The organism is Acaryochloris sp. CCMEE 5410 (assembly GCF_000238775.2).
Lineage (GTDB): Bacteria > Cyanobacteriota > Cyanobacteriia > Thermosynechococcales > Thermosynechococcaceae > Acaryochloris.
On the sequence record NZ_AFEJ02000018.1, the window covers coordinates 1 to 13,780 of the forward strand.

Genomic DNA, 13,780 nt, shown 5'->3' on the forward strand with positions numbered 1-13,780 from the left:
ATTAGAGCTATTCAAATAAACTTAGACCACCTAAAAATTTCTCCGGTTTTTCTTACTCTGTATTGGTTTGAGGGAGCTAGAATTGTTGCTATTGGCCATTGAGTTCCACGGTTTTCAGTATGGCTAAGACTCGACTGCCTTGTTCAGACTAACAGAGGACAATTTTGTTTTCATTAATACGGAGATGCCGTCTAATCTGAGTGAATCAAGACTATTGTAAAACCTTTAAAACTAAGGCTGGTCAATACAACCCAGAAAATTTATAGGTGGGGCATAGATATTATCGAGAGTGAAGAGAAGAAATCAGATCAGGCAGTCTCATAACCCAAAATAATTGAGCCATGAGATTAAATCTTCTTAATGCAAATCGGCTTTAATAGCGAGTTCCAGCACCGATGCTACCGCTACTAGCTCTATTTTCACGAGGTCTTGCCTTATTCACGGTGAGAGTCCGTCCCATCCATTCAGCACCCTCTAGTTCATCGATAGCTTTTGCTTCTTCAGCATCACTACTCATCTCAACAAAGCCAAAGCCCCTCATCTTACCTGTTTCGCGATCTGTGGGAAGCTTGACTAGTTTAACCGTTCCATACTCTGAAAAAGCAGTGCTCAGATTTTCCTCTGTAACGTCATAAGAAAGGTTACCAACGTAAATCGACATAAATTAATATCCAAAATTAGTAAAGTTTAGAGATTTAGATATCGGTATATTGGCTTAAAAATTGAATTGGAATAAACCTAACAATCTTGAAAACAAATGTGAAACCGATACTTGGTATCTCACTACTGATGCTAACTGATCCCCAATAATACTGAATGCCAGGAGTTACACCTTGACAATATCTCTATTATGTGAATTTCAGAGTAGGGATTGTTAATCTTGTACACTCCATTAGGTGCACACAAGTCGTAAATTGAGTGATTTCAGAAAAAGCTGATCCAGTTCCAGCGTCTGTAATGCTTATTGAATCGTTAGATATTCTCAGTAAGATACTTTTATTGAGATAATAGCGAAAACCACTAAGGCGATTTCTCAGAAATCGCCTTAGTGGTCAAATGGACAACCAGCCCAGAAGCAAAAATCTGTACCCCCAGACCTATTAGCTAGACCTGACCTTTACTCGAAAAAGTGGACATTCCCGAAGAGTCGATACCCTAGGAGAATGTTCACATGACACAAAGACCCCGTCGAACTTTTACTGCTGAACAGAAGGCTGAGGCTGTCAAGATTGTTCATCAGTCAGGTAAATCTGTTAATCAAGTGGCAAGAGAACTGGACTTAACCCCCAGTGCATTACGCAAATGGATCAAACAAGCTCAAATCGACCAACACCCTGTATCTGGGGGACCCTTGACATCTGCTGAACGTCAAGAACTCCACCAATTACGTCGAGACCTTAAACGCGTTCAAATGGAACGAGATTTCCTAAAAAACCATCTCCACGCTTCAGCCTGCCCCAATAGACTAGAAACACAAAAAGACCTGACTGGCGACGAGGATGGGACTCCCATTCTCGTTGAGCTACAACTCCTTCTGTGAAAAGCTCTTAGACTCATTTTGGAGGTATGTTTTCCACTGGTTTGGACTATACACTGTCAAGTACCCGGATAGTGGCCGTCTGCTTTTTGGAGGTAGCACCCCGCCAAAAAACCTGGCCCAGGGAAAGCTGCGGACTCAATATTGGTGGCGTTACATACGACCCCGTTTAGGAAAGTGATTTAACCCGAGTTCCCATCCGGGTTATCCACTCGTTAGAGGACTATCCATGTCAGATAAATCTGAACGAACGGGCTTGCCTGTAGTGCAACCATTTGCAGCGGGGATTGATATTGGGTCACGGTTTCATGTTGTTGCAGTACCACCTGAAATAGCTGATGAATCCGTTCAAACCTTCGAGTCATTTACCTCCGATTTACATCGTCTTGCTGACTGGTTGATTCAACTCAACATTAAAACAGTGGCGATGGAGTCCACTGGCGTGTACTGGGTGCCAGTGTTTGAGATCCTTGAGGACCGAGGGTTAGACGTGATACTGGTCAATGCACGAGAGGCGCGTAATGTCCCAGGACGCAAGACAGATGTCAATGACGCTCAGTGGCTACAGCGGTTACACGCTTGCGGTCTACTGCGGGCAAGTTTTCGGCCCGGTCGAGATATTGCTGCCCTTCGAGCCTATCTACGGATACGTGAGCGGCACTTAGATTATGCGGCCGCTCATATTCAGCATATGCAAAAAGCCCTGACCTTGATGAATATGCAGCTTCAGAATGTCATTAGTGACATCACGGGTGCGACAGGGATGAAGATTATTCGGGCTATTGTTGCTGGCGAGCGTGACCCGGTCAAGTTGGCCCAGATGCGTGACGTGCGTTGCCGAGCAAGTCAGGAGACGATTGAGGCGTCGCTACGTGGTAACAACCAACCAGAGCATATCTTTGCCCTCACTCAAGCCCTTTCCCTGTATGACTTCTATCAAGCCCGAGTCCAGGAATGCGATATTGAAATTGAGCGCTCATTAGCAAAGCTAAATCAAGACAAGCCAGAGCCTACTTCGCCAATACCGAAGGTCCGGTGCAAAACGCGCCAACCCAATGCCATCAATTTTGATGTTCGAGCGTCACTCTATCAACTAGTGGGAACGGATCTCACTCAGATTCATGGGATTGGCCCTTATCTAGCACTGCGATTAATTTCAGAGTGTGGGGTTGACCTCAGTCGGTGGCCGACAGCTAAACATTTCACCTCATGGCTAAGACTGTCACCCGGAAGCAAAAAATCAGGTGGCAAATTGCTCTCTGCTTACTCCGGTAAGACAACCAACCGAGTAACGGACGAGCTGCAGTGGCTGTTGGGCGAACTAATAAGGCTCTGGGCGCTTTCTATCGCCGCCTAGCTGCGCGAATTGGAAAGGCGAAAGCCGTGACGGCCACAGCACGCAAACTCGCTGTGCTCTTTTACAATGCAGTCCGCTATGGCATGGACTATGTAGATCCTGGTGCAGATCAATACAAGCAAAAATACCGCCAGCGGGTTCTTAAAAACCTCCATCGTAAAGCAGCCGAATTCGGATTTAAGCTTAAATCCATTGGTACAGGGGATTGTGTTTCTTAGGAAAGCAGCAACCTTCTTTGCTACGGGTGGTCCGGCTCATGGCACAGCTGGGGATTTGTGCCCAAGTGAAACGTCCATTCAAAGTCACCACTGATTCTGAGCATGATGGGCCGATTGCCCCGAATATCCTAAATAGGACGTTTACGACCGAGGAGCCTGACCAAGCTTGGGTTGAAGATATCACCTATATCTCGACCCATGAGGGATGGTTATACTTGGCCGTGATTATTGACTTGTTCTCTCGACGGGTGGTGGGTTGGTCCATGGCTGAGCATATGCGCACACCATTAGTTCTCAATGCCCTAAAGGCTGCCTTAGGACAACGGATACCCGCACAGACTGGATTAATCTTTCATTCTGACCGAGGCTGTCAATATGCCAGTGGGGACTATCAACAGGCTTTAATCAAGAAGGGAATAACTTGTAGTATGAGTCGTCGAGCCAATTGCTGGGATAATGCGGTGGCTGAAAGTTTTTTTGGGACCCTTAAAACTGAGTTAATTTATCCCACAACCTTCACTAATCGAGCGATAGCTAAGACGACTATTTCAGAATGGATTGAGGTGTTCTACAACCGACAACGACTGCATTCAACCATTGGATATTGCGCCCCTGTCCAATTTGAAGAAAATTACTGGAGGACACTCAATCAAACACTCGCAGCTTAAATGAACTGTCCACTTTTTCGAGTAAAGGTCACTTACATCTTGGATGCTTTACCTCTACAGGTCGCTCAATAAGTGAATTGGTATTAGTTCTTCCTGGGATGACTCAATTTCATTCTTGTCACGAGATGTTGCCAGGGCAACCCAGTGTTTTGCCCATAAAACTCACCGACATCAATGTGCAGGTTGTGTGGATGTGACTTGTGAAAGGTTAGAGCAAAGCAATGTGAGTTATGATGAACGTATCCACAGCGATAACGCTATACATTATGAGGCAATCTGTATGGATGCCAAAAAGATTCCAATAAAATACGAAGCTGGGAAAAGAATTTAGAAAATGGAATTTGAGTGACCTTAGCTTTACTAAGACTGATTAAGCAGAGCTGCTTTTCTAGAGCGTATTTGAGTGCTTTAGGGTTAGGTAGTGGGGATCTCGACAATATCGACCAGAACCAGTCTAGATTGAAGATAGCTAATTCGATTGGGGCTAATCCTCAATGGATAAGGTTTCTGAATGTGAGCATGGAGAAACAGCCTTTGTTGTTTGCCAATATCTTCGACCATTATGAATTTTTCATTCTAGCAACAAAGTTAGAGGTTCAGGATCTGTGTGGAGTTTAGGTTATCTAAGTGATTCTTTGCAATGGCTGTTGATACCTCAACTTTTATATCAGCTTTTTATCTATTTTGGATAGGGTAAAGTTAAAAATACTTGAAATCCATAAAATTAAATATCATCAGATCTATGAGCAAAAATCAGCCGATATATATACTTTATAGATCTGAAATTACTTAATTATTGTGCATCTTTTTGAAACGGCTGTTAAGCCAGACGTTAATTGCGAGGTTAACCTATGAAGACTGAGCAGGAACATGAAATTACTACCTTGAGGGCATTGAATCTTTCTCCCAAACAAATTGCTACGAAATTGAGTCTGCCTCTTGAAGAAGTTGAAGAGATTATTAGAAAGCTTTCACATAAGTTGTAAACCCTAGTCCACAGAAGATGTAATACACAATTGTCAAATAGTTAACTTGCCCAGCTCCTGATTGAGTAAAAAATTATCCAAGCTACAATGCTTTAGGCTTCAGCATTTTACACCTTAGATCATTGCAAGCTGCTTCTGACAAAAACAGTAGGAGTATGCTTAAGCTGAAAGTTTCAGCTATAGAAATATTGTTGTGAAATTCACTATCAAATGGCCCTGAAGTGAATTTTCAACAATGGTTCTATAGCTTAATGATTTAACCTTTTCAGACAGCTATGCCCCTAGTATTATCGGTCCTTCAGCTCTCCTTCATTCTTCTACGCCATTGATTTTAGAACACTACACAAAAAGTGCGGGACAAAATGCCAGTAAAACTAAAAAAGACAATGAGGCCGTTAGCTCGATCTAAGACTAGTTTGAGGCTAAGAGACACAAAAATAAAAAAATATATGGTCCATAGGAAGGTTTGCCCTTGCTGTTCAGGCATTTTATTGCGTCAGATACATTCGGGAAAGCTTTGTTGGCATTGTCGACACTGCTTTCAGAAGATATCTGCCTGAATAATATAGATTAATCAAGTAATAGGGTTATTGACCATCAAAATTTAGATTCTGACTAAAGAGAAAATATTAGGCTATCTCGGAAAATCACTATAAGCCTTGTTTAGATGGAAGAAGCAGACTCAAGCATTTTAGGGGAAGTTGATTTGGTTGACCTCCAGAACTGTCAAATTCGCGAGAAGACCATCCACAAGACATAAAAGCTCACTCGTAGTGAGCTCTTATTGACGACCTAGCACACAACCATCAAAGCCCCAGATCTTCTCTCAAGTTCTTGAAACAGTTTTGACTGAGAAGATGTTTGAACATTAGACAGAATTATTTAGTGGAGAGGCTTTCAGTGTTTCTAGATTGATTAAATCTAAAGTCTTATTGTTATAAGTTTTCAGCGAACTTTTTAGTGATGCATCTACAAGCTATTTCTTAAAAGAGCAACCATGAAAAAGACCTCTGATAGCATTCGACGAGATCCGTGTGGTTTTGTTTTTGCATCTGCCCTAATTTTTTTATTTCTACTCTTTTCCCAAGCATTAATCTTTAGAAGTTGATCTAATCTATCTGCGGAGAACTTTCAATATGAATAAAGTACGAATAGCTAAGAATCTCGTCAAATCAGGAGTCCTGAATAAGAATAATGCTGCTGAAGTCCTTAATCTAATGGGGTTAGACGAAGGGCCGATGGAGGAAACTCAAAACAACTTGAACGAAATATATGCGTGTCTGGCGGCAAATAATGAGAACTCTTAAAGGCCCTCTATCTCCCTTGAGGTTCTTGAATTAAAACTTTTTTTGGAAATAACTTCTGAATGGCTAGACAGTATTTCCCACCGTAAGGATATCTACAATGTTTGAGTGTTTTACTGAAAAAGCTATTAAGGCAATAACGCTTGCCCAACAAGAAGCCACTCACCTCAAGCAAAAATGTGTTGGAACAGAGCTAATCTTATTGGGTATCATTGCTGAGGGAACTGGAATTGCAGCGAAAATCCTAAAGTCTTCGGGAGCCAACCTCAAAGAGGTACGAATTGAAGTTAAGAAATTAGGAATAAGTGGAACAAGCTCTGCAAACATTGAAATCCCATTTACCCCTCGTAGCAAAAGGGTGCTGGACATAGCCCTGGAAGAATCTCGACAGTTAGGGCATAACTATGTGAGTACTGAACATTTGTTGTTGGGGCTTATTCAGGATGAGCAAAGTGTTGCTGCACAAATTCTTGTGAACCTTGGAATTGACATTATAGATATTCGGACTCAAGTGATGCAGATGTTCTCTGAGTCAACCGTAGCTCCTTCTAGAGATGGTCTAAGAGATCGGGGAATCAAAACCTTGCAAAAGAAGTCCATCCTCGAAGAGGTAGGCACCAACTTAACCCAACTGGCCAGGGCGGGCAATCTTGATCCAGTTGTGGGTCGTCAAAATGAAGTGCAGCGAATGATCCAAATCCTTAGCCGCCGTACTAAAAACAATCCAATCTTAATTGGCGAACCTGGCGTTGGAAAAACAGCCCTAGCAGAAGGACTCGCTCAACTTGTGATCAATCATGACGTTCCTGAAGCTCTCGACGGGAAACGCGTTCTTACACTCAATGTTGGCTCATTATTGGCGGGTACAAAGTATCGAGGTGAATTTGAGGGACGCCTCAAGGCCATTGTGGAAGAAATCCGTAGCGGGGGTGATATCATTCTGGTGATTGATGAGATTCATACTTTAGTGGGTTCTGGAGCAGCAGAAGGTGGACTTGATGCGGCAAACATTCTTAAGCCGTCTTTAGCACGAGGTGAGCTGCAATGTATAGGTGCAACCACATTGGCTGATTATCGTCAGTATATTGAGCGAGATCCCGCTTTAGAAAGACGATTTCAGCCTGTGATGGTAAATGAATCCAGTGTTGAAGAAACGATTCAGATACTGCAAGGTGTACGGAGTTGTTACGAACAGCATCATCAACTTGAAATTTCTGACCTGGCTTTAGAAGCAGCGGCAAAACTCTCTGATCGTTATATTTGCGATCGCTTCTTGCCAGATAAAGCGATTGATTTGATTGATGAGGCAGGTTCTCGGGTCCGAATCAGCCATTCTAAACCAGCTTCTGCTCATAAAGCTCTCAATAAAGAATTGCGCCAAATTCTCCAGGGGAAAAAGGAGGCTACTCAAAAACAGGATTACTCCCTTGCTGGAGAGCTACACATCCGCGAAGTTGAGATTCAAAAAAAGATTCAGGGCGCTAACCAAAAAGGGTCCTCCAATTCTACTGATGCCATAGTTCCGACTGTTAATGAAGAAGATATTGCCCATATCGTCGCTTCGTGGAGTGGGGTTCCACTGCATAAACTGACAGAATCAGAGTCTGAAAACCTTCTGGAATTAGAAGACATCCTGCATCAGCGAGTCATTGGTCAGGAGAAAGCTGTTAAAGCAGTTTCTCGTGCCATTCGTCGAGTCCGCACAGGTCTCAAAGATCCTAACCGTCCCATTGCTAGTTTTGTCTTCTCCGGGCCTACAGGTGTTGGCAAGACGGAATTAGCGAAGGTTTTGGCGTCTTCCTACTTCGGCTCTGAAGCTGCCATGATTCGGCTGGATATGTCTGAGTATATGGAGGGCCACACGGTTGCGAAGCTGATCGGTTCTCCTCCTGGCTATGTCGGGTACAACGAAGGCGGGCAACTCACAGAAGCAGTTCGGCGCAAACCATACACGGTAGTGCTATTTGACGAAATTGAAAAAGCTCACCCAGATGTATTTAACCTACTGCTACAAGTTCTCGAAGATGGCCGCCTCACCGATGCCAAAGGTCGTACTGTAGATTTCAAAAATACTCTTTTGATCATGACCTCTAACCTTGGATCAAAGGTGATTCAAAAAGGGGGGAGTGGGTTGGGCTTTGAGTTCTCTAAAGATCAATCAGCTGCCCAGTACAGCCGTATTGTCTCAATCGTTAACGAGGAACTCAAACAGTTTTTCCGTCCTGAGTTCCTCAATCGCCTTGATGAGATTATTGTCTTTCAGCAGCTCCACAAAACTGAGGTTAAGCAAATCGCTGACATTCTTCTGCAGGAAGTGTTTGCTCGCTTATCAGAGCAAGGAATCAGTTTGGAGGTCACTGACTTGTTTAAGGATCGGCTAGTAGAGACAGGCTATGATCCTGAGATGGGAGCGCGTCCGTTACGTCGAGCTATCACCCGACTCTTGGAAGATTGTCTTGCTGAGGAAATCCTGACCCGTCGAGTGAAGGCAAGAGACGAGATCGTTATAGATGTCGATGAAGAGGGGCAAACGAAGGTTCTCATTAAACAAACAGAGAAGAGCGAATAAGGAATAGAAGGAAGCTTCTGGAAACATCTGATATGAGCAGGTGGGGGCGTTAGAGCGTTGCTGCCTATCAAATAATTAATTTCTTGGCATTGCAAGTCATAAGTTTTTTAGTTTTATGTGAGTTTTGATTGGTTGAGTTACATGCCAAGATTGCCAAACCGTTTGTGATAAGCGGATCTAAATTATAAGTTTCACTTTCAATACTCAATAAATATGAGGGTAAATCTATGTCAATTCATATTAGTAATCTTTCTTATAACGTAACAGAAGTTGCTCTAAAAACAGTGTTTGCACCATATGGGACAATAATAAAGGTTCAGCTGCCCGTTGATGATGAGACAGGTTGTATTCGCGGCTTTGCTTTTATTGATATGGAGTCTGAGGCTGAAGAAAAGGCTGCTATTGAAGTCCTTAATGGCGCAGAATGGATGGGTCGAACTCTGAAGGTTAATCAAGCGAAGCCCCAGAAAAGATATAGAGTCTCATCATTAGGTAGTGAGTACAGGAATGATCGTTTTTCTAAGGCTGATAACTTTCACAAATGAGTAATTTTAAAGTTCAAATTTTATGTTCTTGAACTACCTTTGATTAAGGATCCTTTCAAATTTGCTAGGGATAATTCCAATGTACTTGAAACTCAAAAAATACTGGTGAGAATCAGTGTTCATAACTGCGCTAGTTCCTGATTTACTCTTAGGGATTAAAAAACAGCCCATGATCACCGATAGCAATGGAATCCATAATAGTTAAGAACGGTCATAAGCTTAGCGGAAATCAGAGACTCGCTTCAAAGTATTGATCAGATTGCTCATAAGGATTTCGACTCTGCTATTGTATAGTCATCTTGCGCAACTTCTCAATAACCGCTGGTAGCATTCCCTTGGTCGTTCCTCCCTTAGGTTGAAGCAAGTACCAGCACAGTAGCAGTCGCTTTAGCCCGAATCATGTCAGGTAGAGGTGGGATTTCCCCATCTGCTCTTAAGCGAGACAGCTGATATTGCCAAAATGAGACCCCTAATTTACGGCAAGTCTTTTTCAAGGGGCGTAAGCACAGAATCGGGGATGCATGGCTCAAAGAAAAACGGGTCAAGGACAATAGAGCCTGTACCCGAATCAAAAACTTGTCATGAGCCTAACATCACAATTGCCAGCCGTACTAGCCCATCACGAATTTCTAGAACAGGCCGAAGCACTCAAAGAAGCAACCAGCCTGAGTCAGATGGTTTATATCGTTCTGCAAATGGGTTTGTATTTGGCTCGATGGCTTCTGGAGGATGAACTCTCACGGCGAGCAAAAACAGTATTTGAATGGCCTAGGTGTAGCACCTGCGGAACCCGCTTGCACTCGAAGGGATGGGAATCTCGTCAGATGCAGACACTGGTGGGAAATATTTACTGAAAGCGACGGGTGGGTCGTTGTCCAAAAGGGTGTCCAGGTAGTCTATCAGCTCCTCTGGACCAATCCATTGGGATTACCTCTTACCAGCACAGCAGTAAAGAACTGGTGCGTCTAGGCTGCTTGTTAAGTCTATTTATGCCCTATGAACTGGCCAGTTGGATGCTGAGTCAGTGGAGTGGTTTATCCGTCAGTTCATCAAGCTTGTGGAATTGGGTGCAAGTCATGGGCAACAAAGCTTATCAGGAGCTAGAGGCTCAACTCAAGCTCAAGCATCAGGTGAACAGGCTCCTAGTGAAGCGATTTCAGAGGTGTTGTCTGCTCTGCCTTTGGCCATTGCTGCTGACGGTGTGATGGTGCCCTTTCGCCCCACCCCGAAAACCCCCAAGGGAAAAATCCAGTGGCGAGAAGTTAAAGTCGCTATCTTAGCCCGCCTGGGAACACGGCTCACCCGAGCTAAAAAGAGTGTCCCCCAACTACTGCGTCGAAGACTGGTAGCAGTATTGGGCGATATCGACCAGTTCATCCCCTTACTGCACCTCGAAGCCCGCAAACAAGACTTTGAATCGGCCCCAAGCGTCATCTGGTTGAGTGATGGGGGGCGAGGCTTCTGGCGAGTCTACCGCACCTTGTTCTCTCACTGTGCTGTGGCAGTTCTCGATTTTTTTCATGCAGCAGGCCATCTTGCACGAGCAACAAAAGTGATGTTTGGGGATGTTCGCTCTGCTCAAGCCCAAGCCTGGTTCCGGCGCTGGCGACACCAATTGCGACATGGGCAACACCTGCTAGTATTGCGGTCCTTGACGGTGTTGATTCACTCACAATTATTTACGGGCAAGTCTTTTACGACGTTGCTTCAAGTACAGGCTTATTTCCAGCGCCATCTGCGACACATCCGCTATCGCCACTTTGAACAACAACAGATACCCCTGGGGTCAGGAATGGTCGAAAGCTGACTGCCTGACAGATCTTTGTATTCCATAGCTCATAAAGCTTTGCACTGTAGAGAGCGGATACGAGAGAACCAGATTTTGTTGTAGTGTTTCTTTTGAGCTTTTTTAGAGGCAAAACACGGTTGCGGATCCTTGGTGAATAAGGGGACTGGCATCAACAACTCCCGTCCTTTATGGACCACCCCCTTGAGCCACCGCAATCCAATCTTGAGATAGCTAATGCCTCTGTGCCAATGGGGATCAACCTGTTGGCGTAGCCCTTTAATATGAACAGCCATCCCCTGAGCCGTGCTGTATAGCAGTGCCACAGCAGCAATCAGGTACAGCCTCTCCAGAGCATCAGCACAGCGAATTTTCGACTCTTCAAGCTCAAACACACCAGATTTACTATCGAGGAATAATTCTTCCACCCGAAACCTCAAGGCGTATTGCCACAAGGTTTGTAACGAGGGTGATTCATCTGTAATCACTGCCCATGGTTCTTTTACGCCTCGGATATTCGCCAGTACCAAATTGCACCGATAGAGGCCATCATCCCAAAGCCCGACATTACGGTAGAGGAGAGCTTCTCCTTTGGATGGCCATAACCTACGGACTTCTCTTGGACATTGACGGGGGCCATGGAGAAGGACATCACATGGGATACGCAGACAGTAATGCCAACGGCTCTGCTGTAACCAGCTCATCAGTTGATGGTTCGCGAACCCACGATCTGCTAACAACATGACATCTGGATGCTGCCGTAATAACCAACGGGCCTGACGCAATAGCGGTTGATATTCCTCAAAGCAACCGCCGCACTCTTGTGCTCTAATACTTTCCATAACAACGGTACTGCTCTGCCACAGCAGACAACGGATACATGAATCATGCAGTATTCATTCCATAAAACCGTGGTATCCATCGCTAGGTAAAGGCGATGGGTTCGCCAGTTCTTAAGCGCTAGAAGGACCAAAGGGACATACAGTTTGTGGACATCAATGAGCGGATTGCACAGAAAGCGTTGCCAGCGACGCTCGACACTTTGGGCTTTTTTGCTCGGCAGGGACATAGGATTCCCAAGCAGATAAGCATAATCGTTCACTGCAGATTAAGGCGCTCACCATCCATCCCAGGGTCATGAGATGACGCAAATCTCGATAATGGCTGTGTTGACGTAAAAAGGAGAACAGTTGACGATAAATTTGGGTGGAGCCTGACATTTGAGTAACGCTGATTTGTGCTTAAATCTAGCTTCACATGTCGCTCCACTCTTTTCTCAAAGACTATGAAAATAAAGGCTTTGAGATACTTCTGTCAGGCAGTCAGGGTCGAAAGTGCTTGTAAGTGGTTGATTCAACAGCGCTTTAAGGGGGTTGGTATGCGCTGGAGTGAGGATGGCTTCAATCATCTACTCATTCTTCGGCTGACTTGGGTCAATGAACGGTTTGACGCCCTATTCCCCGGGGTGACCATTCCGAGATCTAAGGCATCCCCGATCCATTAGCTACGCCCTTTTTCAAGCCGACGAACGTATCTCTAGCTTGTCGTCCTGCTTCAGAACGAGTCTCCCCACTGATGTAGGAATCAATTATTCCGATTACGATTCCTACTATTAAACTAGGGAATACTAGATTGATGATTTTAGTATTTTAGCCATTAATAATCTTTGTTTTTTCAGAATTAATGCGTTGAACACTAAAACTTTGCTACTAAAATAAGTAAGCACTCTTAATAGTAGGATAAAACTTTTTAGTCCCTGTTTGATAATGGCTCTAAGTAATGTCGCAAATTCTAAAATTATTCTCCTAAATGATTGGGCGTTTAACAATGCCAAGACTGTTACTTGCTAACGACATTATGATAAGTACAAAAAAACCAAGAATGATTGACTTCAAGATTTGCTGCTAGAGATTTTTGCTTCAATCCAGACATTCTGATCGTAAAACCCACCCCGCTGCTCAAACTGAAATCCACCGAGTACCATTCCTAGCCAAACCACTACCACAGGCATCTCCAGCCCCTTCACCAATGCCGCAAACGAAACTGTACCTGAAGCTTTCTCCAAATACTTTGCGATCTCACCCACCCAGGCTGACACATCTTCCTCGTGACTGGCCTCCAGAGCAACCGCTTCCCCACTTTCGGCCCTCCAATAGCAACGGAACAATTAGGCCGGTAGGACCGCAGAGAAGCATTGGGTAACTGCCTGAGCGCCTTTATTCTCAATCATTCCAGAAATCTGAGAAGCACTCTGCCGATAGTTGGGGTAATTGAAGGGTCGACACTGTTGGCGAATTCTAGGCTAAGGCTACTTTGCCTCCAATTGGGCTTCATAGCTAGCGTCTTGAGTTCCCATAACCCTATCCCAGAAGGTGAAGTAAAGACCGTAATGTTTGGTATATCGATGATGATGAACCAAATGATGTGCTGAACCGATACACCACCGACCCCAAAAGCAGCTTAGGCGCGAGTAGGGCACAACCGGATATCCAATGTGATTTCCTATAGCCCAGATAGTCATTGTTAGTAAAATACTAATGAGGACTCCAATGTGCAAAGGAATGATAAAGGCGATGCTCAGTAAGAAGAAAACCTGAATAGCTACTTCCAAAGGCTCCAGCGCAAAGAAAGTCCAGGGGGTTGGGGGCCTCGACTGGTGATGCCCTTGATGAAACCATTTGAACAGGGGTCGCAGGTGAATAAGCCGATGATAAAAGTAGAAATAGGTGTCTTGAAGCCAAAGCACAAGAACATAGCTAAATATAAAATAGCTTAGATTCTGAATCTTCCAGTCAGTATAAACTCGCGTG

12 protein-coding genes and 2 pseudogenes are annotated in these 13,780 nt (G+C 44.3%); 9 read left to right on the top strand and 5 right to left on the bottom strand.

Going from position 1 to position 13,780, the window contains the following annotated elements:
• Positions 1 to 373: 373 nt before the first annotated feature.
• Positions 374 to 661 (bottom strand): RNA-binding protein, encoded by a 288-nt coding sequence (locus ON05_RS37585; protein ID WP_010473821.1) that lies wholly within the window; start codon positions 659 to 661, stop codon positions 374 to 376.
• Positions 662 to 1,171: 510 nt separating this feature from the next.
• Between ON05_RS37585 and ON05_RS37590 the strand changes: the two genes are divergently transcribed.
• The 8 genes and pseudogenes from ON05_RS37590 (at position 1,172) to ON05_RS37625 (ending at position 10,991) form a co-directional block, all read left to right on the top strand.
• On the top strand, positions 1,172 to 1,540 hold the full coding sequence (locus ON05_RS37590; protein ID WP_010473820.1) for a transposase: 369 nt from the start codon (positions 1,172 to 1,174) through the stop codon (positions 1,538 to 1,540).
• Positions 1,541 to 1,766: 226 nt separating this feature from the next.
• Positions 1,767 to 3,112: pseudogene (locus ON05_RS37595) on the top strand (IS110 family transposase).
• A gap of 26 nt (positions 3,113 to 3,138) precedes the next feature.
• Entirely contained in the window at positions 3,139 to 3,780 is a 642-nt protein-coding gene (locus ON05_RS37600; protein ID WP_396151182.1) for an IS3 family transposase, read from the top strand.
• 2,390 nt (positions 3,781 to 6,170) lie between these two features.
• Entirely contained in the window at positions 6,171 to 8,639 is a 2,469-nt protein-coding gene (locus ON05_RS37605) for an ATP-dependent Clp protease ATP-binding subunit (protein ID WP_010473815.1), read from the top strand.
• A gap of 227 nt (positions 8,640 to 8,866) precedes the next feature.
• Positions 8,867 to 9,184 (top strand): RNA-binding protein, encoded by a 318-nt coding sequence (locus ON05_RS37610; protein WP_010473814.1) that lies wholly within the window; start codon positions 8,867 to 8,869, stop codon positions 9,182 to 9,184.
• 581 nt (positions 9,185 to 9,765) lie between these two features.
• Positions 9,766 to 10,038 carry a hypothetical protein gene (locus ON05_RS37615; RefSeq protein ID WP_262562802.1) on the top strand — a complete coding sequence of 91 codons (273 nt, stop codon included), beginning with the start codon at positions 9,766 to 9,768 and terminating at the stop codon, positions 10,036 to 10,038.
• Between the two features lie 9 nt (positions 10,039 to 10,047).
• The gene (locus ON05_RS37620; protein WP_262562803.1) at positions 10,048 to 10,389 is read left to right on the top strand and encodes a hypothetical protein; all 342 of its coding nucleotides are present in this window, start codon (positions 10,048 to 10,050) and stop codon (positions 10,387 to 10,389) included.
• A complete protein-coding gene (locus ON05_RS37625) occupies positions 10,347 to 10,991 on the top strand; it encodes a hypothetical protein (RefSeq protein ID WP_262562804.1) in 645 nt (214 codons plus the stop codon). The genes ON05_RS37620 and ON05_RS37625 overlap by 43 nt, the downstream gene beginning before the upstream one ends.
• A gap of 29 nt (positions 10,992 to 11,020) precedes the next feature.
• On the opposite strand, the gene ON05_RS37630 is transcribed toward ON05_RS37625, so the two are convergent.
• Positions 11,021 to 11,812: a transposase gene (locus tag ON05_RS37630; protein ID WP_262562374.1), complete on the bottom strand. Its 792-nt coding sequence runs from the start codon at positions 11,810 to 11,812 to the stop codon at positions 11,021 to 11,023.
• Complete coding sequence (locus ON05_RS37635) at positions 11,704 to 12,039, bottom strand: hypothetical protein (RefSeq protein ID WP_262562805.1); 336 nt, start codon at positions 12,037 to 12,039, stop codon at positions 11,704 to 11,706. Before ON05_RS37635 ends, ON05_RS37630 begins: the two co-directional genes overlap by 109 nt.
• A 258-nt stretch (positions 12,040 to 12,297) precedes the next feature.
• On the opposite strand from ON05_RS37635, the pseudogene ON05_RS37640 reads away from it, so the two are divergent.
• A pseudogene (locus ON05_RS37640) lies at positions 12,298 to 12,474 on the top strand (ISKra4 family transposase); the annotation flags it as partial.
• A 387-nt stretch (positions 12,475 to 12,861) separates the two neighbouring features.
• Here ON05_RS37640 and ON05_RS37645 read toward each other — a convergent pair.
• The gene (locus ON05_RS37645) at positions 12,862 to 13,137 is read right to left on the bottom strand and encodes a hypothetical protein (RefSeq protein WP_010479777.1); all 276 of its coding nucleotides are present in this window, start codon (positions 13,135 to 13,137) and stop codon (positions 12,862 to 12,864) included.
• A gap of 141 nt (positions 13,138 to 13,278) precedes the next feature.
• The gene (locus tag ON05_RS37650) at positions 13,279 to 13,716 is read right to left on the bottom strand and encodes a sterol desaturase family protein (RefSeq protein ID WP_262562806.1); all 438 of its coding nucleotides are present in this window, start codon (positions 13,714 to 13,716) and stop codon (positions 13,279 to 13,281) included.
• Positions 13,717 to 13,780 lie beyond the last annotated feature (64 nt).